Source organism: Maritalea myrionectae DSM 19524, assembly GCF_000423365.1.
Lineage (GTDB): Bacteria > Pseudomonadota > Alphaproteobacteria > Rhizobiales > Devosiaceae > Maritalea > Maritalea myrionectae.
Genome location: NZ_AUHV01000009.1, coordinates 1 through 23,716 on the forward strand (window position 1 = coordinate 1; position 23,716 = coordinate 23,716).

Here is a 23,716-nt window from a genome sequence, read left to right on the forward strand (position 1 = left end):
CGTGCCGATCGCGATGGAAGAGCAATTGCGCTTCGCTATCCGCGAAGGTGGCCGCACTGTTGGCGCCGGCGTCGTCGCCAAAATCATCGAGTAGTCTTTTTAAAAGACCAATCGCATTTTGAAAGGCGGTCCATTTTGGGCCGCCTTTTTTGTTTGTTCGCATTTATCGCAACAGTGTGTGTACGAAAAGGGCGCGGATTTGGGCTGCCGCGTAACACATTCTTCACGAGTTAAATCCATTCTTTTTTTAAACATCATTAAGTTTGAATTTGACTGGGAGTTGCAGCATTGACCGTAGATGATTTGCGCATGAGAGGGACGGTTGTGATTTCGATTGCGTCCTTGGTTCTTTCGCTGTGTGTGGCCGTTGTGGAATATTTCGTCCAAGGTGGTTTTGGTTTGGGCACGGGCTTGGCATTCGTTGGCCTGCTTTCGCTTGCCGGGGCTTATCTTTGGAACCGCACTTCACCCGCTTTTCGCTATCTCGCTGTAACCGTGATGATGGCGCAGGTGATTGCCCTGTTGATTGCCACACAGGGGCAATTTTACCAAATCGATATGCACATGACCTTTTTTGCCGCCCTTGCGGTTTGCGCCTTGCTTTATGACTTTCGCGCAATCCTGGTTGGTGCCACGGTCGTAGCCGTTCACCATTTGGGGCTTGGCCTCACATTTGAATCCTTGGTGTTTTACGGCGGTGGCTCGCTCGGTCGTGTGTTGTTGCATGCTGTGGTGCTTGTTTTTGAAGCTGTGGCCCTGGTGTGGATGACATGGAACACAACAAAGCTTTTGGCGTTTGCGGATAGCAAATCCGAAGAAGCCGCTGCGCAAGCAGACCAAGTTCGGGTGATGAGTGAAGAAGATGCACGCAAATCGGAAGCCAACCGCGCAGAGCGTACGCGCATGCTCGAGGCGCTGCAGCAAGAGTTCGGTGAAGTTGTTGCGTCTGCCAGCAAGGGGGATTTCTCCCATCGCGTTAAAAGCGAGTTCAACAATGAATCGTTGAACAAGCTCGCAGAAGGCATCAACACATTGGTGCAAGAGGTGGATCGCGGCGTGTCGGAGACCGGGCGCGTGTTGTCGGCGCTTGCCGATGCTGACCTCACACAGCGTATGACGGGTTCGTACCATGGTGCGTTTGACAAACTAAAGCGCGATACAAATCGCGTGGCAGATAATTTGTCGGAGGTTATTGGTCAGCTTAAGCAAACTTCGGGCACGCTGCGCGCGGCAACCAGCGACATTCTTTCTGGTGTTGTCGATTTGAATGAGCGCACCACCCGGCAGGCGACCACATTGGAGCAGACCTCTAATGCGATGTTCAAAATGTCGGAAACCGTTGCCGAAAATGCGACTAAGGCACAAAATGCACGCGGGTCAGCGCGAAAAGCGCAAAGCACGGCGGATGAGGGGGCTTCAGTAATGGCGCATGCCAATGAAGCGATGAGCCGGATCACGACCGCCTCCAGCAAGATCTCAGAAATCATCTCGCTGATTGATGACATTGCGTTCCAAACGAACCTGCTGGCTTTGAATGCTTCTGTTGAGGCGGCACGGGCAGGTGAAGCAGGCAAGGGCTTTGCGGTGGTCGCCGTTGAAGTGCGACGCTTGGCGCAATCGGCTGCGGAAGCATCGTCGGACGTCAAAGCGCTAGTTGAGCAATCGGCCAGCGAAGTGAATGGCGGGACACAATTGGTATCGCAAGCATCTGAAAGCCTGACTGGTATTGTTGAGGCTGTGCGGGAAATGACCGGGTTGATGGAAGACATTGCTGAGCACAGCGAAACGCAGGCTTCTTCGATTGAAGGTGTGACAAGCTCGATGCAGCAGTTGGAAGAAATGACCCAGCATAACGCCGCCTTGGTGGAAGAGACCAATGCAGCCATTGAGCAAACAGAAGCTCAGACTGCAGAGCTTGACCAAATTGTCGACGTGTTCCGTGTGTCCGGACAGGCGGCGATGCCCACTAAAATGTCAAAAGCCTCTTAGGGGCGAAACTGAATGAACGACCAAGGTTTCCATCAGGATGAGCGCCCACCGCAATCGGACAGTGACCGTGGCGGTTTGCGCGCCTTTCTGCCAGCGATGGCCTTGATGGTGGTCATGTTTGGTTTCGGCGTCGTAGGATTAGCCAAAGCGCCGGAGACGGGAGAAATGGCGGTTGTGTTCCCGCCCTTCCAAAGTGATGCCGACTATATGTCGCGTATTGTTGCGTCGGGTGCTTATTATGTTGCGCCGAGCCGCATTGCCAATATTCATGTTGTAAAGGTGGATGATGCAACGACACGTGCGCGGCTTGACGAACTTGGCGCGCTGTTCTTTCTTGCGGCAAATGGAATTTGTGGACCAATTTCTGACGAAAAGAGTTGGGCCACTGCGGCAGCGGGCTAACCCGTAAATGTTTAGAGTTTGGCAGAATGAAAGGCGGCCCCGTGGGACCGCCTTTTTTTCGTGTTTATCGGACCCCGAGGAATATCGGCACTGGCCGATATTGATGAGTGCCGCCCTGGGCGTTGTCGCTGCCCACTGATTTGTAGGTTACAGCACCATTGCTAAAGACGAGCTGTGAAGAGCCGGACCCATCAAGGGTGAGGGCGGAGTAGGCGCCGTTGGCAATCAATAAATCTGCCAGCCCTTTGAGGGTTGTGCCACCATTGGGGTAGGTGCCACCATCATTGCCATTGTTCACTATGGCCAAGATCAGCGTTTTGCCGTCTTGCGTCAGGCCAATGCCCGCGCGGGCGCGGTTGGTTGTTGGGGCAATGCCGCTTGATTGGTCGTTAAACTGGCCATCCGATACCAAGGTGAAGCCAGACACCGCATTTTGGATGTTGTCCCGCTGGGACGACACGGCGTTGTTGCCCAGGATTTCAGCATATATGCCGGTTGATTGCGCGTGAGCGGGGGTGAAAAACGCCATGGTTTGCGTGGCGCCGCCGTGCACGGTTCCGTAAGTTGAAACGGTTTCGGTGTTGCCGATGGTCCAGCCCAAAGCCGTTGTGCAGGGCGTTGTATAGGGATTGCCCGCATTGATGTCGAAGAAGTTGGCGTTGATGAAAAGCCGGGCTGAGTATTGGTTGCTCCAAGGACCATAACCTGTGCTGTTGGCGACAATCGGTTCCACCGGATTTTTATAGGTGGGATTGTTTTCGCAGGTGGTCGGTTTGTTCGGTGCATTGAGCACCAGTTGGGCCCGCGGCAAATATGTGCGGCCAATCCATGCGCCATCAACCTGCTTGTTTGGCGGATTGGAACCGGTATCTAGAAAGTTCACCTTGTCACAGCAATAGAGCGAGGCGGATGCAGATACATAGACGCCATAATAGCCGTAGCCTGCCGGTTCGGGCCGTCCGTCACCATTCACGTCCACCATGAAACGAGGGCTTTCGCCAACCACCCATGCCTGGTTAGAGCCAAAATCATTTACCCACTGCTTTGCTGTGGAATAGGTTACGTCCTGATCTTGTCCTTGTGCCAGGGCTACCTGCATGCCCGGGGCATTGAAGCCTACAATGTCGGCTTTACCGTCCGAATTTACATCTGTCATGATGCGCAGCGTGCCGTCATTGGTCCAGCCGCTCCCGAGGCTAAACTGGTCGGTCAGGGTCGCGAATGTCCATGAATTGGCCGTGTTGGTGCCGTTGGAGTAACCGACATAGGTTGCCGTATCACCAAAACCGACCAAATCGGCTTTACCATCACCATTCACATCTGCTGCGGTGCGCAAATGTTTGGCATTACTCCACATTTGGTCCGAACCAAAATTGGCCACCACTAAGCTGGCCGCATTGAACGTGTTGTTGGATTGGGCGAGGGACACATAGGTGCCTTGAATGCCATATCCGATGATGTCGTCCTTGCCGTCCGCGTTCACATCAGCAAGCAGGCGGGTATATTCTGTCGTGTTCCACGCTTGATCAGTACCATAATTCTCGATCCACCTGGTGGCATCGCCAAACTTGCTGTTTGTAGGATCAGCTAAGCCCACATAAACACCGTCTGTGCCGAAGCCCACCGCATCCGGATGGCCATCGCCATTGACATCGCCAAGTGTGCGAATCCAATTGCTGTTTGGCCAAACGGAGCTGGCAAACTGATCGGACCATCTGGTGGCGGCATTGAAGGATGTGCCCGTGGAAATGGCGACATAGACGCCATCATTGCCAAAGCCGACCAAATCGTCTTTTCCGTCACCGTTCATATCTGCGGTAAAGCGCGGATCGGTGCCCACGCGCCAGCCATCCCCATAGCCGAAGGCGCTGACCCACACATTAGAGTCATTGATAAAGGACGTGCCGTTCGAAATGCCGATGTAAACGCCGGTTTGGCCGAATGCGACGACATCCTGCATGCCGTCGCCATTTATGTCGCCAAACATCCGAGGGTATTTGGAAGAGACCCAGCCGCTATCGGTGTACCGACCATAGTGGGCGAGCCACACTTCGTTTTGTGACCAATCGTCATAGCGTGAGCCGTTCGGGTCGGCCGCGAAGGCGGGGGCGCCCAGAGCCATTGCGGAAAGCAACGCGCAAACGCCGACGCTTTTCCAGTTGAATAAAGACATAAAATATCCTCTCAAAATTCATATGAAGTAATTATCGCGCGTAGGGCCCCGTTTTTGACTGAAATATGCCGGACCCGCTGTAAAAGTAGAGATTGGTTATTGGTGTTGATTTGACTATCCTGATTACAGCCGCAATTCGTTCGCCTGATTCAGTTTGGCGATTTGCATGTCAGTTATTGACCATGGGCAGGTGGTTGGACAGTTGGCCCAACTATGTATGTAAACAAGCGGATTGTGAGCCTAAGTAAAACTGGCTATGCGCCCGAGGAGATTCGTTATGATAAACATGATTTTGGCTGTGCTTGCGCTGTACCTGGTGCAGCTTTTTACGCCCGCGATAGTGCGGTTCTCGCAAATTGGCTTGAACCGATATGTTGGCAGTCGTGATGATTTGCCTTCGTTGCCGCAGGCTGGGCAGCGGGCTGAACGGGCGCTCAGCAATCTAAAGGAAAGTCTGTTTCTGTTTTTGCCACTGGCGATTTTGGTGATCGTTCAGGGGCATGAAGTGGATGCGCTGGTTGGGGCGGAAGTGTTTTTGGCCGCACGTGTGATCTATGTGATCTCCTATATTCTGGCCGTGCCATGGTTGCGTTCAATTGTGTGGGTGGCTGGATTTGTCGGCCTGATCATGATGGCCTTGCCACTTTTTGGATAGAAATTTCAAAAAAGCACATAAATGGACTTGAAAGAATGCGCCGTTGGCATTAGACCATGCCAGCGGCTTTTTTGCCGATTTGCAGGGGTGTAGCTCAGTTGGTAGAGCATCGGTCTCCAAAACCGAGGGTCGTGAGTTCGAGTCTCTCCGCCCCTGCCATTTTCCAAACATATCAGATTTGCTGGATCACGTGGCTTTGTGCTGGTGACGCCAATATTGGCGTGAACTCGGTAATGGTGTAGCTGGCCAACTTGGCTTGGACCAATGGGTCGGTGTCCAGCAAGGTGCGCAGCGCCGCCTCGGTGGCGTGGGTGGACAAGATGATTCCCCCCGTGCGCGGCACTTTGGGGCCACCGAACATTAAATCACCCTGTTCATATGCGGCGCCCAGATGTTTGCGGTGGGCTGCGGTCCGTTCCGGGGTGAGCGCGTCAAGATCATTGAAATGAAAGTCGATTAGAAACATTGGATTGCCTTTGCTGGATATCGATGCTACTTTTTCGGTAGCGATAGTGCTACTAATATAGAAGCGGTGATATGTCTAGCGTTTTACCTAACCAATCTGTGCGGGGTTCAACCAGCGGCGTGCCCATTATGGCGCTCTTTGATATTTTGGGGCGCAAGTGGAACATGCGCATTATGTGGGAGCTGCGGGCTGGGCCGCTTACTTTTCGCGCTTTGCAGGCGCAATGCGGTGGGGTTTCGCCATCCGTGATGAATGGCCGGATCAAGCAACTGCAAGCGGTGCAGTTGATTGGTGTGGGCGAGGGCGGATATGTGCTGACGGATTTGGGGCAAGAGTTGATGGATCGGCTTGATCCGTTGCGTGCCTGGTCGGCTGATTGGGTCGAGGCGTTGGACAGGACATCCGAAAGCGATTGATTGATTTGTTACCAAAAGTTCATTTTATGACAAAAGCTTAACTAGGTTCTTGGCTGGAGTTTTCGTATCTTTGTCGCAAGGGGCGAGAAAGATAACTGAAATGACCAGTTCTAAAAACAAGCATTTAGGCGCCGGGATCGCCGCATTTCTCGTGATGACCAATTTCACATCACTTCCCGCTTCAGCCCATGAAACCAAATTGCCGCTCGGGAATGGACAAGTGTCCAGCCAGCCCAAGCAAGACCATGTCTATTCCTGCAAAACACGCTTTAACCCCAATGCGCCCGGTGCGCGGGGCAGTGGCGCGTGGATCAAAGGTGATTATTGGTATCCAGAGCTGAAACCAACAGTTGATGGCGATGTGGTCTGGTCCAATGCGCAGATCAAAGTCCAGCTTTCAGGCAACACCCGCCAAATCCGGGCCAATAATTTGCCGAGCCATGGGACGGGCGTTTATCCCGTGCAGCGCAATGATGATGCTTATCGTTATGATCGCAACCCCAATTCAATTCGATCGCAATCGATCAATTTGGAACTGCCAGCTAACCCCGAGCTTGCCTCGCGTGCGTCCTGTGTGCCGATGGGTATGATTGGTGTCGCACTTACTGGTGCGGCGATTTATAACGCGTTGGATGCCCGTGGCGATGACGCGCCAGCCCACGAAATTCAGGATGAATGTGGCGGCCACCCAGAGCGGCGCGGCCAATATCATTATCATAATGGGTCCGATTGCATGATTGAGCAGGACCCGGGACCGGGAAAGCATAGTGGCCTGATCGGTTATGCGCTGGATGGATTTGGTATTTACGGCAATCAGGATCGCGACGGCGCGCATTTGAGCAATGCGGATTTAGATGCCTGCCATGGGCATGTTGGCGCAGTAAACTGGGATGGGCAGCTTGTGACGATGTATCATTATCATCTGACCGATGAATATCCCTATACGCTTGGCTGCTTTGCAGGCACGCCGGTGCGGGGGCGGTGAAGGTGAACTTACCGCTGCCCACAATGACTTTTTTGCGGGCAGCGGCGCGTTTACATTAGTTGGTGATCTTGTCGACCATTGTGCTGCTCGGCAAGCAGGTGACTTGCACTTTGTAGTGCATTGAGGCTGCTTGCTGGGTGGTGCTGGAAATAGACCAGCTGTTGTTTTTCGCCTTGCGTTTGCGTGCAGCGACGGCGTCCAGCTTAAAATAGGCATAGGCCGTGGTCATTTGCTTTTGATTGAGCACGCTAAACCGCGAGCTGCCTTGTTGGCGCTTGCTGGCAAGCAAAGCATTGCACCGTTCAACAGGATCTTTGCCAACCCAGTTGAGTTTAGAAACTGGAATATGTGGATCATAACCAATTTCCCAAGTGCGGAGGCTGCCTGAACCAACATCGCGGCCGGTGAAGCGTTTGATCCATTCGCCGGGGCCTTGTGCTTCAAAATAATCTGTTGCCTGCAAAGTACCCAGCGCAGCAGCAACGATGCGTTCGCCGTTGGTGGCGCGTGCCCTAAGCTTAAAGATAAAGCGATGGCTGTTGGTTTTGATGCTGGTATATTCGCTGCCATTGGAATTGACTTCGATTGGCACAATGTCGATACCATTCATGCTGATGGAGACAGATTCAATCCAATCCGCTGAATAAGAAGCTGTTGGTGCGGTGAGGGCGGCGATCAGCCCGAACGCTGCCAGTTTTTTGAATGTATGTTTCATGAGTTTCCCTTTGCATTTCCTCGATGTGGGGCAAACATGCAAAAGTGAAGCTGAATTGAGACTGAACGTGATATTTAGGTGATGAAAATGTGGGGCGTATTGCCCGCTTCACCTGATGAGAAATTGGCAGTAAAAGGGTTGCGTTTTGATGGGGATAGGGCTATGTAGGCGCAACCAGCCGTGCGGGACTTTCGCGCGGCTATTTGGTTATGGGTATCTGTATTTGTGAAGAAACGGCTGTAAGCCGTTGAAAAGTCACAGTTTGAACAGTCAGGATAAGATATGGCACGGACGAATCCTTTTACATTTTTGCAGCAAGTTCGCGCAGAGGTTACGAAAGTCGTTTGGCCAACCCGTAACGAAACATTGATTTCAACTGTTATGGTTTTGATCATGATCACATTGGCCAGCCTGTTTTTCTTGGCGGCGGATCAGATTAATTCATGGGTTGTTGGATTGTTGCTCAGCTTAGGCTGAGGTTTAACTAAAAGCGGTAAGGTTTTAAACGCATGGCAAAGCGCTGGTACATTGTCCAGGCCTACTCAAATTTTGAGCGTAAGGTTGCGGAATCCATCAAAGAAAAAGTGGCGAGCACGGGGCTTGATCATTTGTTTGATGAGGTGTTGGTGCCCACCGAGAAAGTGGTGGAAGTGCGCCGCGGACGTAAAGTCGATGCAGAGCGCAAGTTCTTCCCTGGCTATGTTTTGGTGAAAATGGAATTGACGGATGAGACATTCCATTTGATCAAGAACCAACCGAAAGTCACAGGCTTTTTGGGTTCTGATCACAAGCCAATCCCGATTTCGGAAAAAGAAGCCCAATCCATTCTAACTCAGGTGCAAGAGGGCGTTGAGCGTCCCAAGCCTTCTGTTAGCTTTGAGGTCGGCGAGCAAGTGCGTGTTTCTGATGGTCCTTTTGCAAGCTTTAACGGCTTGGTTGAAGAGGTTGATGAAGAGCGCGCGCGGCTTAAAGTTGAAGTTTCTATCTTCGGCCGGGCGACCCCGGTTGAGTTGGAATATGGTCAGGTTGAAAAGCTCTGATCATTTGAATGGTGCGGGAGAGGGTGTTGGTGTTGCCACATCAATGCATTCAACCTCGTGACCGCACTGTCGTTAAATCGGTCTCACTTTGAGGTCAACTAAATAAAGGCACGACAAATGGCAAAAAAGATTGAAGGCTATCTCAAGCTTCAAGTGCCGGCGGGCAGCGCCACGCCGTCACCTCCAATCGGCCCTGCGCTAGGTCAGCGCGGGTTGAACATCATGGAATTCTGTAAAGCGTTTAACGCGGCTTCGCAGGAAATGGATAAAGGCGCGCCGGTTCCGGTTGTGATCACCATTTTTGCGGATAAGAGCTTCACTTTCGAGATGAAGATGCCGCCTGTAAGCTATTTCTTGAAACAAGCTTTGAGCCTGAAAAGCGGCTCACAAAAGCCTGGTCACGATGTAGCTGGCACGATCACACAAGATCAGTTGCGCGACATTGCAGAAAAGAAAATGAAAGACCTGAATGCGGATACAGTTGAAGCGGCAATGGCTCAAATTGCTGGTTCTGCTCGGTCCATGGGTCTAGCGGTAGCGGAGTAAGCGATATGGCCAAACTTGGTAAACGGACTAGAGCTGCCCGCGAAGCAGTTGATCGTAAGAAGCTTTATGATTTGAGCGAAGCTGTTGCTTTGGTAAAAAGCAATGCTGGCGCTAAATTCGACGAGACCATCGAAGTTGCGATGAACTTGGGCGTTGACCCTCGTCACGCTGACCAAATGGTTCGCGGCGTTGTTTCACTGCCTAACGGCACAGGCCGTGACGTACGTGTTGCTGTTTTTGCACGTGACGCGAAAGCTGACGAAGCTAAAGCTGCTGGTGCAGACATTGTTGGTGCAGAAGACCTTGTTGAAGAAGTTCAAAAAGGCAATATCGACTTTGATCGCTGTATCGCAACACCAGACATGATGCCTTTGGTCGGTCGTTTGGGTAAAGTTTTGGGTCCTCGTAACCTGATGCCAAACCCAAAAGTGGGCACAGTGACACCTGACGTGAAAACTGCTGTTGAAGCTGCTAAAGCTGGTTCAGTTGAATTCCGCGTTGAAAAAGCTGGTATTTTGCATGCTGGTGTAGGCAAAGCCTCATTTGATGAAGCCAAATTGGTTGAAAACATCAAGGCCTTTGCTGACGCTGTTTCAAAAGCAAAACCTGCTGGTGCAAAAGGCACATATATCCGTCGTGTGGCGTTGTCTTCGACAATGGGCCCAGGCGTGCATATTGACGTTTCAAGCGTTCAAGGCTAATTGAACGCCAACATATACGCGTGGCTGATGTTGCGCGCATCAAAGTTTCAGGCGAAAGCCTGATGGAGGAACCCGAGAAATTGGGTTCCTTAAAGTCCTGTCCGAGACTGTGGGTGCACCTTTGGTGCTTAATCGATAAAAGCCTGCAATAGATGGGGTGAGAATGAAACAGATTTGGCGTTAAGCCATGTGTGTTTGGTTCGAACCGGATTGGTTTGGCGTTATTGCCGCTGATCTACAGGCATTTCACCGTTGCTTGGGGAAGTTTGGTTTCGGCCAATGCTTAAACAAGCAGCAAATCTGCAAATAGTTCGGAATTATTCCGGGCTTTAAAGTGGAGAGAAGCAGTGGATAAAGCGGAAAAGCGTGAGCTCGTCTCGTCATTGCACGATGCATTTAATGCGTCAGGTTCTGTCGTCGTAGCTCATTACTCAGGCTTGTCAGTTGCCGACATGGAAGATCTGCGCGTGCAGATGAAACAGGCAGGTGGTCAGGTCAAGGTTGCGAAAAACCGCCTTGCCAAGCTCGCTCTTGAAAATGCAGAGATTGCGGATTTCAGTGAATATCTCACTGGTCCGACTGTTCTGGCATATTCGGAAGACCCCATTACGGCAGCGAAAATCTCTGCCAAGTTCGCCAAGACCAATGATAAATTGGTTATTTTGGGCGGCGCAATGGGCGAAACGAAACTGGACGCCGCTGGCGTTGCAGCATTGTCAGAATTGCCATCTCTTGATGAACTACGTGCGAAACTTGCTGGTATGCTTACACAGCCTGCTGCCAAGATTGCATCTGTTCTTCAAGCTCCAGGCGGTCAAGTTGCCCGCGTGGTCTCGGCATATTCACAAAAGGGCGAAGCGGCATAAGGCGCTTCGCAACCACCCACGGTTCGAAACATTTAAACACAAAAGAGGAATACAATGGCTGATCTAGAAAAGCTCGTTGAAGACCTATCTGCCCTTACAGTTCTTGAAGCTTCAGAATTGTCAAAAATGCTTGAAGAAAAATGGGGCGTGTCAGCTGCTGCTCCTGTTGCAGTTGCTGCAGCCGGTGGCGACGCTGGCGGTGCTGCTGCAGAAGAGAAAGACGAATTTGACGTCATTCTTACTGGTGCAGGCGACAAGAAAATCAACGTGATTAAAGAAGTTCGCGGCATCACAGGTCTTGGCTTGAAAGAAGCTAAAGATCTTGTTGAAGGCGCACCTAAGCCTGTTAAAGAAGGCGTTGCGAAAGCAGAAGCCGAAGAGCTTAAAGCAAAGCTCGAAGCTGCAGGCGCTTCAGTCGAACTTAAATAGTTCTTTTTGGGTGGCGAGCCTTCGCGGTTTGCCACCCGAATTTGCTGGCGTAATTCAGCATATAGGTTTGATTTGTTAACCAAATCAGACGAAGTTGCGGAAACCTTGATATGAGGGCAGATGTCCCGAGCACCGTCGGCTGATTGTCGGTGTTCTGGACACTTGCCCTTCAGGCATTTTAAAAAGCATAGGAGCGGGCATGGCCACCACCTATAATGGTCGACGTAAGGTACGGAAGTCCTTCGGCAGCATTCGTGAAGTCACGGAGATGCCAAATCTCATTGAAGTTCAAAAAGCTTCTTACGATCAATTTCTATTGGTCGACAAACCCGATGGCGGGCGCGCCGACGAGGGTTTGCAATCTGTTTTTAAGTCGGTTTTCCCGATCACAGATTTTGCCAATACGGCGTCATTGGACTTTGTGTCCTATGATTTTGAACAACCAAAATATGATGTAGACGAATGTCGTCAGCGCGATATGACCTTTGCGGCGCCGCTGAAAGTGACTTTGCGTCTGATCGTATTTGAAGTTGATGAAGAGACCGGCGCACGGTCCGTTAAAGACATTAAAGAACAAGATGTTTATATGGGCGATATGCCATTTATGACATCTAACGGCACATTTGTTGTGAACGGCACCGAGCGTGTGATCGTTTCTCAAATGCACCGTTCACCTGGTGTGTTCTTCGATCACGATAAAGGTAAATCGCACTCTTCAGGCAAATTATTGTTTGCGGCGCGGATCATTCCTTACCGTGGTTCATGGCTCGACCTCGAATTCGATGCGAAAGACATTGTTTTCGCCCGTATCGACCGTCGTCGTAAGATTCCAGTGACTTCATTGCTCAAAGCTTTGGGCATGGACGCTGAAGAAATTTTGGCCACATATTACAACACCATTTCATTCGAACGTACCAAAAATGGCTGGCGTCAGCCATTTGAATGGGAAAAGTTCCGCGGCACCAAGCCAGCATTTGATTTGATCGACGCTGATAGTGGTGACGTTGTGCATGAAGCGGGCAAGAAATTGTCAGCACGTGCAGCGAAGAAATTGGCTGAAGGCGGCATGACACACATTTTGGTGGAAGACGCCGAATTGTTTGGCAGCTATGTGGCTGAGGACTTGCTCAACCTTGAAACCGGCGAAATCTATGCCGAAGCAGGTGATGAGCTTGATGCTGATTTGCTCGAGAAACTGGTTGAAGCTGGCTTGGACGAAATTCCAATGCTGGACATCGACCATGTGAACATCGGTGCTTATTTGCGCAACACATTGGCGGTGGATAAGAACGAAAGCCGCGAAGATGCGCTGTTCGATATTTATCGCGTAATGCGTCCGGGCGAGCCACCCACCGTTGAAACAGCCGAAGCGATGTTTGAATCATTGTTCTTTGATTCAGAGCGTTATGACCTTTCTGCTGTTGGCCGGGTGAAAATGAATATGCGTTTGAACGTAGAGTGTGAAGACACTGTGCGGACATTGCGCAAAGAAGACATTGTTGAAGTTGTTCGCACATTGGTTGATCTGCGCGATGGTCGCGGCGAAATCGATGACATCGACAACCTTGGCAACCGTCGTGTGCGTTCAGTTGGCGAGTTGATGGAAAACCATTACCGCCTTGGTTTGTTGCGCATGGAGCGCGCGATCAAAGAGCGCATGTCTTCTGTTGAGATCGACACTGTGATGCCACAGGATTTGATCAACGCGAAGCCTGCGGCTGCTGCGGTGCGTGAATTCTTCGGTTCATCACAATTGTCTCAGTTCATGGACCAAACAAACCCATTGTCTGAGATTACGCACAAGCGTCGTCTTTCAGCGCTTGGGCCAGGTGGTTTGACCCGTGAGCGTGCTGGCTTTGAAGTGCGTGACGTGCACCCGACCCACTATGGTCGGATTTGCCCGATTGAAACGCCTGAAGGTCCAAACATTGGTTTGATCAACTCATTGGCGACATTTGCCCGCGTCAACAAATATGGCTTTATCGAAACCCCTTATCGTAAGGTGGAAGACGGTAAAGTGACTGACGATGTTGTTTACCTCTCCGCTATGGAAGAGGCGCGTTACAACATTGCGCAGGCGAACGCCAAACTGACAGACGACAGCGAATTCCAGAATGATCTGGTCACTGGCCGTCGGGCAGGTGAGGTGATGTTGATCCCTCGCGAAAATATCGACTTGATGGACGTTAACCCGAAACAGGTGATTTCGGTTGCGGCATCGCTTATTCCATTCTTGGAAAACGATGATGCGAACCGCGCTTTGATGGGTTCAAACATGCAGCGTCAGGCTGTTCCGTTGTTGCGTTCGCAAGCCCCATTTGTGGGCACAGGCATGGAGCCCGTTGTGGCCCGTGACTCTGGCGCTGCGATTGTGGCGAAGCGGACAGGTATTGTTGATCAGGTGGATGCGACACGTGTTGTTATTCGGGCAACCGAAGAAACAGACGCATCTAAAACCGGCGTTGACATCTATACCTTGATGAAGTTCCAACGCTCCAACCAGTCAACTTGCATCAACCAGCGTCCGTTGGTTGTGGTGGGTGACCATGTTGAAGCTGGCGATATTATCGCTGACGGTCCTTCAACCGATCTTGGTGATTTGGCACTTGGCCGTAACGTGCTCGTCGCGTTTATGCCTTGGAATGGCTACAACTACGAAGATTCGATCCTTCTTTCAGAAAACATCGTGAAGGATGACGTGTTCACCTCAATTCACATTGAGGAATTTGAAGTGATGGCGCGGGACACCAAATTGGGTCCTGAAGAAATCACACGCGACATTCCAAACGTTTCTGAAGAAGCTTTGAAAAACTTGGACGAAGCAGGCATCGTGCACATTGGTGCTGATGTTGAAGCTGGTGACATTTTGGTGGGTAAGATCACACCAAAAGGCGAAAGCCCAATGACACCAGAAGAAAAACTGTTGCGTGCCATCTTCGGTGAAAAAGCCTCTGACGTACGTGATACATCATTGCGTGTTCCTCCTGGGGATGCAGGCACTGTTGTTGAAGTGCGTGTGTTTAACCGCCACGGTATCGACAAAGACGAACGTGCGATGGCCATTGAGCGTGAAGAAATTGAACGCTTGGCGAAAGACCGCGACGACGAACAGTCCATTCTCGATCGGAACGTGTTTGCACGTCTGAAAGAGATGTTGTTCGGCAAAGAAGCAACAGCAGGGCCAAAAGGCTATGTTGCAGGCACCAAATTGAACGATGCAATTTTCGAAGCGCATCCACGTTCTAAATGGTGGCAGTTTGCGGTTGATGACGACAAGGTCATGTCTGAAATTGAAGCCCTTCAAGGCCAATATGAAGACAGCCGTAAACAGCTTGAACAGCGCTTTATTGACAAGGTTGATAAGCTACAGCGTGGTGATGAATTGCCACCAGGCGTGATGAAGATGGTCAAAGTTTTCGTTGCGACTAAGCGTAAGATCCAGTCTGGCGATAAGATGGCTGGCCGTCACGGGAACAAAGGTGTGGTTTCTCGCATTATGCCAATCGAGGATATGCCTCACTTGGCTGATGGCACACCAGTAGACATCGTTTTGAACCCGCTTGGCGTGCCGAGCCGGATGAACGTTGGTCAGATTCTTGAAACACACATGGGTTGGGCTTGTGCCGGCATGGGCAAGCGCATTGGTGAAATGTATGACACTTATCGTCGTGCAGAAACCAAAGACGTGACCCCGCTGCGTGATGAGTTGAACCACGTTTATAAAGACGATGACTACGTTGAAAATCTCGATGATGACAGCGTTGTTCGTTTGGCCGACTATCTGCAAAACGGTGTTTCTATTTCAACACCTGTGTTTGATGGTGCCAAAGAGCCTGACATTGTAGACATGCTAGAGCGGGCAGGGCTTGAAGGTTCTGGTCAATCTCGCTTGATCGACGGCCGTACCGGTGAAGAATTCCACCGTGACGTAACCGTGGGTTACATCTACATGCTGAAATTGCACCACTTGGTGGACGATAAGATCCACGCGCGTTCTATCGGGCCATACTCACTTGTGACTCAGCAGCCATTGGGCGGTAAGGCACAGTTTGGTGGTCAGCGCTTTGGTGAGATGGAAGTTTGGGCGCTTGAGGCTTACGGTGCAGCGTACACCTTGCAAGAAATGCTGACGGTTAAGTCAGATGACGTTGCAGGGCGCACAAAGGTCTATGAAGCGATCGTACGAGGCGATGATACGTTTGAAGCAGGTATTCCAGAAAGCTTTAACGTGTTGGTCAAAGAAATCCGGTCTCTTGGTCTCAATGTTGAATTGAGCTCCAGCGAAGACGATGGTGATGATGACGGAGATGCGTTGGAGGCTATTGAAGAGTCTTCACAGGATGCAGCTGAATAAGCCGCGGACTGAACACGTAACTCAATCGCTTAATTTTTAGCAGCGGGTTGAGGATGAGCGGCGATTTCATCCCACCCCTGCATTAAAGGAGACAGGAAAATGAACCATCAAGTCATGGATCTTTTCAATCCGCAGGCCCAAGCTCAAGTGTTTGATCAGGTTAAGATCAACATTGCGAGCCCTGAGAAAATTTTGTCATGGTCGTATGGCGAGATCAAAAAGCCTGAAACCATCAACTATCGTACGTTCAAGCCTGAGCGGGACGGTCTGTTCTGTGCGCGTACTTTTGGTCCACAAAAAGACTATGAGTGCTTGTGTGGCAAATATAAGCGCATGAAGTTTAAAGGCGTGATCTGTGAGAAGTGTGGCGTTGAAGTCACCTTGTCACGCGTCCGTCGTGAACGCATGGGCCACATCGAACTTGCCGCGCCAGTTGCACACATCTGGTTCTTGAAATCATTGCCATCCCGTATCGCGCTTCTGCTCGATATGACATTGAAAGATGTTGAGCGGATTTTGTATTTCGAAAACTATGTGGTGATTGAGCCAGGCCTCAGCCCGTTTGCTGTGAACCAGTTGATCACGGAAGAAGAATATATCGACGCCCAAGACGAATATGGTGCCGATGCCTTCACCGCGATGATTGGTGCGGAAGCGGTGCGCGAAATGCTTGCGGCGCTCGAGTTGGAAAAACTCGCCGCAGAATTGCGCGTTGAAATTGCCGAAGCCACAACTGAGCTGAAGCCGAAAAAACTCGGCAAGCGCTTGAAAGTGGTTGAGCACTTTATCGTTTCAGGCAACCGTCCTGAATGGATGATCATGACTGTTGTGCCGGTTATTCCACCTGAATTGCGCCCGTTGGTGCCGTTGGATGGTGGCCGTTTCGCAACGTCTGATTTGAACGACCTTTATCGTCGCGTGATCAACCGGAACAACCGTTTGAAGCGTTTGATGGAGCTGCGTGCACCTGACATCATTATCCGTAACGAAAAGCGTATGCTGCAGGAATCTGTTGATGCGTTGTTCGATAATGGTCGTCGTGGCCGCACCATCACTGGCGCCAACAAGCGTCCGCTTAAATCTTTGTCAGATATGCTCAAAGGTAAGCAGGGCCGTTTCCGTCAGAACTTGCTGGGTAAACGCGTTGACTATTCTGGCCGTTCAGTGATCACCGTTGGTCCTGAATTGAAGCTGCACCAGTGTGGTTTGCCCAAGAAAATGGCTTTGGAATTGTTCAAGCCGTTTATCTATTCACGTCTTGAAGCCAAAGGCTTGTCTTCAACCGTGAAGCAGGCGAAAAAGCTGGTTGAAAAAGAGCGTCCTGAAGTTTGGGATATCTTGGACGAAGTGATCCGTGAACACCCTGTGATGTTGAACCGTGCGCCGACGTTGCACCGGTTGGGCATTCAGGCGTTTGAACCGACATTGATCGAAGGTAAAGCCATTCAGCTGCACCCATTGGTTTGTGCCGCGTTTAACGCTGACTTTGACGGTGACCAAATGGCCGTTCACGTGCCATTGTCGCTCGAAGCGCAGTTGGAAGCACGTGTATTGATGATGTCTACCAACAACATCTTGCACCCTGCGAACGGTTCGCCGGTTATCGTGCCGTCTCAGGATATTGTTCTGGGGCTTTATTACCTCTCATTGATGAATGACAATGAGCCAGGTGAGGGCATGGCCTTCGGCAATATGGGCGAAATTGAATATGCGCTTGAAAACGGCGTCATCACATTGCACACCAAAATCAAGGGTCGTTTTAAGACCATTGATGCGGATGGTAATGAAGTGAGCCAAATTCACGAGACCACACCAGGTCGGATGATGATTGCGCAATTGCTGCCGAAAAGCCCGAACGTTCCATTTGAAGCATGTAACCAGTTGATGACGAAGAAGATGATTTCGGCGTTGATCGACACGGTTTATCGTGGTTGCGGGCAGAAGGACACAGTGATCTTTTGTGACCAAGTCATGGATCTCGGTTTCCGTTATGCGTGTAAGGCGGGTATCTCGTTTGGTAAGGATGACATGGTTATCCCTGACACCAAAGTGGGTATTGTCGAAACAACCCGTAAGCAGGTTGAAGAGTTCGAGCAGCAGTATAATGACGGCTTGATCACACGCGGCGAGAAGTACAACAAGGTTGTTGATGCTTGGGCCAAGTGTGGTGACAAGGTTGCGGATGAGATGATGAGCCGGATTTCTTCGGTTCAAATCGATGAAGAAACCGGACGTCAAAAGCAGATCAACTCAGTTTACATGATGTCTCACTCAGGTGCGCGTGGTTCGCCAGCGCAAATGAAGCAGCTTGCTGGTATGCGTGGTTTGATGGCGCGTCCGGATGGCGGCATCATTGAAACGCCAATTATCTCAAACTTTAAAGAAGGTTTGACCGTGAACGAGTACTTTAACTCGACCCACGGTGCCCGTAAGGGGTTGGCGGATACTGCGATGAAAACTGCGAACTCAGGTTACCTGACTCGTCGTTTGGTTGACGTTGCGCAAGATTGCATCATTACCGACAAGGATTGTGGTTCTGAAGAAGGCCTCACCATGACCCCTATCATCGATAGTGGTAACGTGATCGCGTCTTTGGGCAGCCGCGTGCTTGGCCGTACAACGGCTGAGGATGTAGTTGATCCGAAATCAGGTGAAGTGATTGTTGCGCGCGGCGTGATGGTTGAAGAAGCTGATGTTGAGCGCATTGAGGCGGCCAAAGTGCAGTCGATCAAGATCCGTTCAGTGTTGACTTGTAAGCAGCGTCAAGGCGTTTGCGGCACCTGTTATGGCCGTGACCTTGCCCGCGGTACCCCTGTGAATATGGGCGAAGCGGTTGGCGTTATTGCGGCGCAGTCTATTGGTGAACCTGGTACACAATTGACCATGCGGACCTTCCACATTGGTGGTACAGCGCAGGTGGTGGATAGCTCCTTTATTGAAGCGAACCACTCTGGTGTTGTCTCGATCAAGTCTGGCCAAGTGGCTGAGGATAGTGAAGGGCGCACCGTTAACATGAGCCGGAACCTTGTTCTTGCCATCTCAGATGATGATGGCAATGAGCGCGGTACACACAAGGTGCCTTATGGTGCGTTGTTGCGGATCAAGGTTGGCGAAAAGGTTGATGCTGGTCAGCGTATTGCTGAATGGGATCCATATGTGCGTCCGGTCTTGGCTGAAGTTGAAGGTGAAATTGCCTTTGAAGATTTGGTCGAGGGTGCGTCTGTTTCTGAACAAACTGACGAGAGCACAGGCTTTACCAAACGTTTGGTGATCGATTGGCGTTCAAACCCACGTGGGGAGCACTTGAAGCCTGCATTGGCCATTACCGGCAAAGACGGCAAGCCCGTTAAGCTGGACCGTGGTGGCGACGCACGTTACTTGCTCTCAGTGGATGCGGTGATTGCTGCTGATCCTGGTTCAAAAGTGAACCCAGGTGACGTTATCGCCCGTACGCCTTTGGAAAGTGCGAAAACAAAAGACATTACCGGTGGTTTGCCACGGGTTGCGGAATTGTTTGAAGCGCGTCGTCCAAAAGATCATGCGATTATCGCAGAGATCGACGGTATCATCCGCTTTGGTCGTGACTACAAAAACAAGCGTCGCATTGTGATTGAGCCTCATGAAGAGGGTGGCGATCCTGTGGAATATCTCATTCCAAAAGGTAAGCCGTTCCACCTTCAAGAAGGTGACACCATTGAGCGTGGCGAGTATTTGTTGGACGGTAACCCAGCTCCACACGATATTCTGGCGATTAAAGGCGTTGAAGAGTTGGCCAAATATTTGGTCAATGAAATTCAAGAAGTTTATCGCTTGCAAGGTGTGGGCATTAACGACAAGCACATCGAAGTGATCGTGCGTCAGATGCTTCAAAAAGTTGAAATCACTGATCCAGGTGATTCAGGCTTGATCAAAGAAGAGCATATTGACCAAATCGACTTTGATGAGTTGAACCAGCGTTTGGAAGCTGATGGCCGCAAGCCAGCACAAGGTGTGCCGGTTCTGTTGGGTATCACCAAAGCTTCTTTGCAGACCCGTTCGTTCTTCTCAGCGGCATCGTTCCAAGAAACGACACGCGTGTTGACCGAAGCTGCGGTGAGCGGCAAGGCTGATCCGCTTGAAGGCTTGAAAGAGAACATCATTGTTGGTCGTTTGATCCCAGTGGGTACAGGGGCGTTCACCGCCGCAACCCAGAAGATCGCTGCCAAACGTGACGATCTCATCTTGGCCGAGCGTCAGCGCCAGGCCGAGGAAGAGCTGGCGGCAAAGAATGCATTGCGCATTGAAGCTGCGGCGGAAACCTCAACTGACGGTGCGGGCGAATAGCTCAAACTGCAGTCTGATGGCTAAAGTGTTTAAAGGGCGTCCATTCGGGCGCCCTTTATTTTTTGGGAATCGATTCTGATGAACAGTGCACAACGGAATCAGCGCCTTGAATCAGCGGCAAATTGATTCAATTATGAGCCTTTATTGCAGACGAAAAGTCGGCAATTTTTGCCCCAAACTGGGCTATGCCGACAAAGTAGGCGTTAAGACGATCTTAAAGGCGGTTTTTTCGGCCATATTTGAAAAAATCAGCGATAACCCTTGACGTAGAGCCCGGTTCGATTTAGTAACGCCCTACCTTCGCGGTAGGTCGTGAAGCATTTGATCGGTTTCGGCTAACAAAAAAGTCCTTACCCATATGCTTCAAACACACCGTCGGGTAACAGACGCGACAATTGCGAGACACAAGATCTCTGGGTAAACAGCCTAGCGATCCTCTGTTTTATAATGGTGCCGCCGAGCCTTCGGGTCGATGGGGAGCGCCATTTGGTTGTTGTGATCTGGTGAATTGAGTTTTGAACGGATGGAAAGAAGGTTCGAGCAATATGCCGACCATTAATCAGCTGATCCGCAAGCCTCGGCAGGCGAAGCCAAAGCGGAACAAAGTTCCAGCTATGGAAGCAAACCCGCAAAAACGCGGTGTTTGCACACGTGTGTACACAACGACCCCGAAGAAGCCTAACTCAGCGTTGCGTAAGGTCGCCAAAGTGCGTCTAACCAACCAACGTGAAGTTATTTCTTATATTCCGGGTGAAGGCCACAATCTGCAAGAACACTCTGTTGTTCTTATTCGTGGCGGTCGTGTCCGTGACCTTCCTGGTGTGCGGTATCATATTTTGCGTGGCGTTTTGGATACCCAGAGCGTCAAGGATCGTAAGCAGCGTCGTTCTAAATACGGCGCTAAGCGGCCTAAGTAAGGAGTTTACGTTCAATGTCACGTCGGCATCGCGCGGAAAAACGTGAGATTAACCCGGATCCTAAATTCGGTGATCTCGTCGTTACGAAATTCATGAATTCGCTCATGGTAGATGGCAAAAAGTCAGCTGCTGAGCGTATTGTATATGGTGCATTCGATGCGGTTGAATCGCGTACGAAGCAAGACCCAGTTGAGGTGTTCCATCAGGCCCTCGACAATGTGCGTCCTGCGGTTGAAGTACGTTCTCGCCGTGTTGGTGGTGCAACCTATCAGGTTCCCGTTGAAGTGCGCACTGAGCGCCAGCAAGCATTGGCCATTCGTTGGTTGATTTCTGCTGCACGGGCACGTGGTGAGAATACAATGGTCGATCGTTTGTCTGGTGAGTTGCTCGATGCACTCAACGGTCGCGGTCAGGCTGTTAAAAAGCGTGAAGATACGCACCGGATGGCAGACGCCAACCGTGCCTTCTCACATTACCGCTGGTAAGTTTTTAAAGGTATCACGATCATGGCTCGCGATTACAAGATCGAAGACTATCGCAATTTCGGCATTATGGCGCACATTGATGCGGGTAAAACCACAACAACTGAGCGCATTTTGTTCTATACAGGCAAAAGCCACAAAATCGGTGAAGTTCATGATGGTGCGGCCACCATGGACTGGATGGAGCAAGAGCAGGAGCGGGGGATTACAATTACCTCTGCGGCCACAACAACCTTCTGGGAAGGTCGTGATGGCAAAAAGCGTCGCTTCAACATCATCGATACACCAGGCCACGTTGACTTCACTATTGAAGTTGAGCGGTCTTTGCGGGTGCTTGATGGTGCGGTAGCATTGCTTGATGCCAACGCTGGTGTTGAGCCTCAAACCGAAACTGTTTGGCGTCAGGCTGACAAGTACGAAGTGCCTCGTATGATCTTTGTCAACAAAATGGACAAGATCGGTGCTGATTTCTACAACTCAGTAGAGATGATCAAGAAGCGCTTGGGTGCAACACCTGTTGTAATCCAGTTGCCTATTGGTGCGGAAAACGATTTTGCTGGTGTTGTCGATCTGATCGAGATGAAAGCTTACGTTTGGCAGGGTGAAAACTTGGGTGCTGAGTGGGATATCGTTGATATTCCTGCAGACCTTAAGGATCGTGCTGACGAATTCCGTGAGAAAATGATCGAGACTATTGTTGAGGTCGACGAAGAAGCTATGGAAGCTTATCTGGAAGGCGACATGCCTGACAATGATAAGATCCGTCAGTTGATCCGTAAGGGTACAATTGACGTGCAGTTCTTCCCAGTTCTTTGTGGTTCTGCCTTTAAGAACAAAGGCGTACAGCCTCTTCTTGATGCAGTGGTTGATTTCTTGCCTTCGCCTGTTGATATTCCCGCGATTAAGGGTATCGACGTCGCGACTGAGGAAGAAGTTTCTCGCGAAGCTTCTGACGAAGTACCGCTTTCTATGCTTGCCTTTAAGATCGCGAACGACCCACACATGGGTACATTGACGTTCTGCCGTATCTATTCAGGTGTGCTTGAAGCTGGTGGTGCGTTGGAAAACACGGTTAAAGAGAAGAAAGAGCGCGTTGGTCGTATGTTCCAAATGCACTCTAACAGCCGTGAGCAGATCCAAGAGGCATATGCCGGTGATATTGTTGCGATTGTTGGTTTGAAGCAAACCACAACTGGTGACACGCTTTGCGCACCGAACGCAAAAGTTATTCTTGAGCGCATGGAATTCCCTGATCCGGTTATTGAGATTGCGGTTGAGCCAAAATCTAAAGCTGACCAAGAGAAAATGGGCTTGGCCCTTAATCGCTTGGCTGCCGAAGATCCTAGCTTCCGCGTGAAATCAGACGAAGAGAGTGGCCAGACAATTATTGCTGGTATGGGCGAACTTCACCTTGATATTCTTGTTGATCGCATGAAGCGTGAATTTAAAGTTGAAGCGAATGTTGGTCAGCCTCAGGTTGCCTATCGCGAGACGATTACACGCGCTGTTGATCACGATTACACACACAAGAAGCAATCAGGTGGTTCTGGTCAGTTTGCGCGCATCAAGTTCACTATTGAACCTGGCGAAACTGGTGTTGGCCTTGATTTCTCTGACACTGTTGTTGGCGGTAACGTTCCTAAGGAATATATCCCAGGTGTTCAAAAAGGTGTCCAATCTGTGATGGGCGCAGGTCCTTTGGCAGGCTTCCCGTTGGTTGACGTGAAGTTCGTGTTGAACGACGGTGCATATCACGACGTTGACTCCTCTGTGATGGCCTTTGAGATTGCCGGTCGTGCCGGCTTCCGTGAAGCTATCCGTCAAGCTGGTCCAAAACTTCTTGAGCCTATTATGAAGGTTGAAGTGGTAAGCCCAGAAGAATACACCGGCTCAATCATCGGTGATTTGACCTCCCGTCGTGGGCAGGTTCAAGGCCAAGACGTGCGCGGCAATGCGACCGTGATCGACGCCTTCGTGCCTTTGGCAAACATGTTCGGTTATGTGAATACTTTGCGCTCTATGAGCCAAGGTCGCGCTAACTTTGTGATGGTGTTTGGCCATTATGAGCAAGTGCCACAAAATGTGGCTGATGAAGTCATGGCGAAACACGCCGGTTAATTTGAATTGAAACGCCAGCACTACGCTGAACGAAATACGGAGAGAGCGATATGGCGAAGGAAAAGTTTGAGCGGAACAAGCCGCACGTAAACATTGGGACTATTGGTCACGTTGACCATGGTAAGACGACCCTGACAGC

The 23,716-nt window shown here is 50.7% G+C and carries 21 protein-coding genes and 1 tRNA gene; 19 read left to right on the top strand and 3 right to left on the bottom strand.

Annotated elements, in window-relative coordinates; genetic code table 11:
• The 3 genes from G549_RS21730 to G549_RS0117500 form a co-directional block, all read left to right on the top strand.
• A partial coding sequence (locus G549_RS21730; protein ID WP_156905579.1) for an EF-Tu C-terminal domain-related protein occupies positions 1–94 on the top strand: 94 nt, incomplete at its 5' end.
• A gap of 215 nt (positions 95–309) precedes the next feature.
• Positions 310–1,989: a methyl-accepting chemotaxis protein gene (locus G549_RS20955; protein ID WP_084634252.1), complete on the top strand. Its 1,680-nt coding sequence runs from the start codon at positions 310–312 to the stop codon at positions 1,987–1,989.
• A gap of 12 nt (positions 1,990–2,001) precedes the next feature.
• Positions 2,002–2,391, top strand: a complete 390-nt coding sequence (locus G549_RS0117500; protein WP_027836097.1) for a hypothetical protein — start codon at positions 2,002–2,004, stop codon at positions 2,389–2,391.
• A 64-nt stretch (positions 2,392–2,455) separates the two neighbouring features.
• Here the strand turns inward: G549_RS0117500 and G549_RS21590 are convergent, their stop codons facing one another.
• Complete coding sequence (locus G549_RS21590; protein WP_051214099.1) at positions 2,456–4,564, bottom strand: phosphodiester glycosidase family protein; 2,109 nt, start codon at positions 4,562–4,564, stop codon at positions 2,456–2,458.
• Positions 4,565–4,841: 277 nt separating this feature from the next.
• On the opposite strand from G549_RS21590, the gene G549_RS0117510 reads away from it, so the two are divergent.
• Positions 4,842–5,219: an MAPEG family protein gene (locus G549_RS0117510; protein WP_027836098.1), complete on the top strand. Its 378-nt coding sequence runs from the start codon at positions 4,842–4,844 to the stop codon at positions 5,217–5,219.
• Between the two features lie 83 nt (positions 5,220–5,302).
• Positions 5,303–5,378: transfer RNA gene (locus G549_RS0117515), tRNA-Trp, on the top strand.
• A gap of 13 nt (positions 5,379–5,391) precedes the next feature.
• On the opposite strand, the gene G549_RS0117520 is transcribed toward G549_RS0117515, so the two are convergent.
• The gene (locus G549_RS0117520) at positions 5,392–5,685 is read right to left on the bottom strand and encodes a YciI family protein (RefSeq protein WP_027836099.1); all 294 of its coding nucleotides are present in this window, start codon (positions 5,683–5,685) and stop codon (positions 5,392–5,394) included.
• 71 nt (positions 5,686–5,756) lie between these two features.
• Here G549_RS0117520 and G549_RS0117525 point away from each other — a divergent pair, with 71 nt between their 5' ends.
• Positions 5,757–6,101: a winged helix-turn-helix transcriptional regulator gene (locus G549_RS0117525; RefSeq protein ID WP_027836100.1), complete on the top strand. Its 345-nt coding sequence runs from the start codon at positions 5,757–5,759 to the stop codon at positions 6,099–6,101.
• Between the two features lie 100 nt (positions 6,102–6,201).
• Entirely contained in the window at positions 6,202–7,086 is an 885-nt protein-coding gene (locus tag G549_RS20965; protein ID WP_051214103.1) for a YHYH protein, read from the top strand.
• A 55-nt stretch (positions 7,087–7,141) separates the two neighbouring features.
• On the opposite strand, the gene G549_RS0117535 is transcribed toward G549_RS20965, so the two are convergent.
• Positions 7,142–7,801 carry a hypothetical protein gene (locus G549_RS0117535; RefSeq protein ID WP_027836101.1) on the bottom strand — a complete coding sequence of 220 codons (660 nt, stop codon included), beginning with the start codon at positions 7,799–7,801 and terminating at the stop codon, positions 7,142–7,144.
• Positions 7,802–8,083: 282 nt separating this feature from the next.
• Between G549_RS0117535 and secE the strand changes: the two genes are divergently transcribed.
• From secE to G549_RS21865, 12 genes are all read left to right on the top strand, one after another.
• Positions 8,084–8,278 (top strand): preprotein translocase subunit SecE, encoded by a 195-nt coding sequence (gene secE / locus G549_RS0117540; protein WP_027836102.1) that lies wholly within the window; start codon positions 8,084–8,086, stop codon positions 8,276–8,278.
• Between the two features lie 32 nt (positions 8,279–8,310).
• The gene (nusG, locus tag G549_RS0117545; protein ID WP_027836103.1) at positions 8,311–8,841 is read left to right on the top strand and encodes a transcription termination/antitermination protein NusG; all 531 of its coding nucleotides are present in this window, start codon (positions 8,311–8,313) and stop codon (positions 8,839–8,841) included.
• Between the two features lie 117 nt (positions 8,842–8,958).
• Complete coding sequence (gene rplK / locus G549_RS0117550; protein ID WP_027836104.1) at positions 8,959–9,387, top strand: 50S ribosomal protein L11; 429 nt, start codon at positions 8,959–8,961, stop codon at positions 9,385–9,387.
• A gap of 5 nt (positions 9,388–9,392) precedes the next feature.
• A complete protein-coding gene (rplA, locus tag G549_RS0117555; protein ID WP_027836105.1) occupies positions 9,393–10,088 on the top strand; it encodes a 50S ribosomal protein L1 in 696 nt (231 codons plus the stop codon).
• A 347-nt stretch (positions 10,089–10,435) separates the two neighbouring features.
• Positions 10,436–10,954, top strand: coding sequence for a 50S ribosomal protein L10 (rplJ, locus tag G549_RS0117565; protein WP_027836106.1), 519 nt, complete (start codon positions 10,436–10,438; stop codon positions 10,952–10,954).
• A gap of 54 nt (positions 10,955–11,008) precedes the next feature.
• Positions 11,009–11,383 (top strand): 50S ribosomal protein L7/L12, encoded by a 375-nt coding sequence (rplL, locus tag G549_RS0117570; protein WP_027836107.1) that lies wholly within the window; start codon positions 11,009–11,011, stop codon positions 11,381–11,383.
• A 199-nt stretch (positions 11,384–11,582) separates the two neighbouring features.
• Positions 11,583–15,737 carry a DNA-directed RNA polymerase subunit beta gene (rpoB, locus tag G549_RS20970; protein ID WP_036223555.1) on the top strand — a complete coding sequence of 1,385 codons (4,155 nt, stop codon included), beginning with the start codon at positions 11,583–11,585 and terminating at the stop codon, positions 15,735–15,737.
• A gap of 99 nt (positions 15,738–15,836) precedes the next feature.
• Entirely contained in the window at positions 15,837–20,060 is a 4,224-nt protein-coding gene (gene rpoC / locus G549_RS0117580) for a DNA-directed RNA polymerase subunit beta' (RefSeq protein ID WP_027836108.1), read from the top strand.
• Between the two features lie 545 nt (positions 20,061–20,605).
• Entirely contained in the window at positions 20,606–20,977 is a 372-nt protein-coding gene (gene rpsL, locus G549_RS0117590; RefSeq protein WP_027836110.1) for a 30S ribosomal protein S12, read from the top strand.
• A gap of 14 nt (positions 20,978–20,991) precedes the next feature.
• Entirely contained in the window at positions 20,992–21,462 is a 471-nt protein-coding gene (gene rpsG, locus G549_RS0117595) for a 30S ribosomal protein S7 (RefSeq protein ID WP_027836111.1), read from the top strand.
• 21 nt (positions 21,463–21,483) lie between these two features.
• Positions 21,484–23,577 carry an elongation factor G gene (fusA, locus tag G549_RS0117600; RefSeq protein WP_027836112.1) on the top strand — a complete coding sequence of 698 codons (2,094 nt, stop codon included), beginning with the start codon at positions 21,484–21,486 and terminating at the stop codon, positions 23,575–23,577.
• 50 nt (positions 23,578–23,627) lie between these two features.
• A partial coding sequence (locus G549_RS21865; RefSeq protein ID WP_036223564.1) for a GTP-binding protein occupies positions 23,628–23,716 on the top strand: 89 nt, incomplete at its 3' end.

What these genes read in the sequence shown, in the direction of transcription:
- G549_RS20955 (WP_084634252.1), top strand. Translation starts at nt 310, where the DNA reads ATGAGAGGGACGGTTGTGATTTCGATTGCGTCCTTGGTTCTTTCGCTG.
- G549_RS0117500 (WP_027836097.1), top strand. Translation starts at nt 2,002, where the DNA reads ATGAACGACCAAGGTTTCCATCAGGATGAGCGCCCACCGCAATCGGAC.
- G549_RS21590 (WP_051214099.1), bottom strand. Translation starts at nt 4,564, where the DNA reads ATGTCTTTATTCAACTGGAAAAGCGTCGGCGTTTGCGCGTTGCTTTCC.
- G549_RS0117510 (WP_027836098.1), top strand. Translation starts at nt 4,842, where the DNA reads ATGATAAACATGATTTTGGCTGTGCTTGCGCTGTACCTGGTGCAGCTT.
- G549_RS0117520 (WP_027836099.1), bottom strand. Translation starts at nt 5,685, where the DNA reads ATGTTTCTAATCGACTTTCATTTCAATGATCTTGACGCGCTCACCCCG.
- G549_RS0117525 (WP_027836100.1), top strand. Translation starts at nt 5,757, where the DNA reads ATGTCTAGCGTTTTACCTAACCAATCTGTGCGGGGTTCAACCAGCGGC.
- G549_RS20965 (WP_051214103.1), top strand. Translation starts at nt 6,202, where the DNA reads ATGACCAGTTCTAAAAACAAGCATTTAGGCGCCGGGATCGCCGCATTT.
- G549_RS0117535 (WP_027836101.1), bottom strand. Translation starts at nt 7,801, where the DNA reads ATGAAACATACATTCAAAAAACTGGCAGCGTTCGGGCTGATCGCCGCC.
- secE (WP_027836102.1), top strand. Translation starts at nt 8,084, where the DNA reads ATGGCACGGACGAATCCTTTTACATTTTTGCAGCAAGTTCGCGCAGAG.
- nusG (WP_027836103.1), top strand. Translation starts at nt 8,311, where the DNA reads ATGGCAAAGCGCTGGTACATTGTCCAGGCCTACTCAAATTTTGAGCGT.
- rplK (WP_027836104.1), top strand. Translation starts at nt 8,959, where the DNA reads ATGGCAAAAAAGATTGAAGGCTATCTCAAGCTTCAAGTGCCGGCGGGC.
- rplA (WP_027836105.1), top strand. Translation starts at nt 9,393, where the DNA reads ATGGCCAAACTTGGTAAACGGACTAGAGCTGCCCGCGAAGCAGTTGAT.
- rplL (WP_027836107.1), top strand. Translation starts at nt 11,009, where the DNA reads ATGGCTGATCTAGAAAAGCTCGTTGAAGACCTATCTGCCCTTACAGTT.
- rpoB (WP_036223555.1), top strand. Translation starts at nt 11,583, where the DNA reads ATGGCCACCACCTATAATGGTCGACGTAAGGTACGGAAGTCCTTCGGC.
- rpoC (WP_027836108.1), top strand. Translation starts at nt 15,837, where the DNA reads ATGAACCATCAAGTCATGGATCTTTTCAATCCGCAGGCCCAAGCTCAA.
- rpsL (WP_027836110.1), top strand. Translation starts at nt 20,606, where the DNA reads ATGCCGACCATTAATCAGCTGATCCGCAAGCCTCGGCAGGCGAAGCCA.
- rpsG (WP_027836111.1), top strand. Translation starts at nt 20,992, where the DNA reads ATGTCACGTCGGCATCGCGCGGAAAAACGTGAGATTAACCCGGATCCT.
- fusA (WP_027836112.1), top strand. Translation starts at nt 21,484, where the DNA reads ATGGCTCGCGATTACAAGATCGAAGACTATCGCAATTTCGGCATTATG.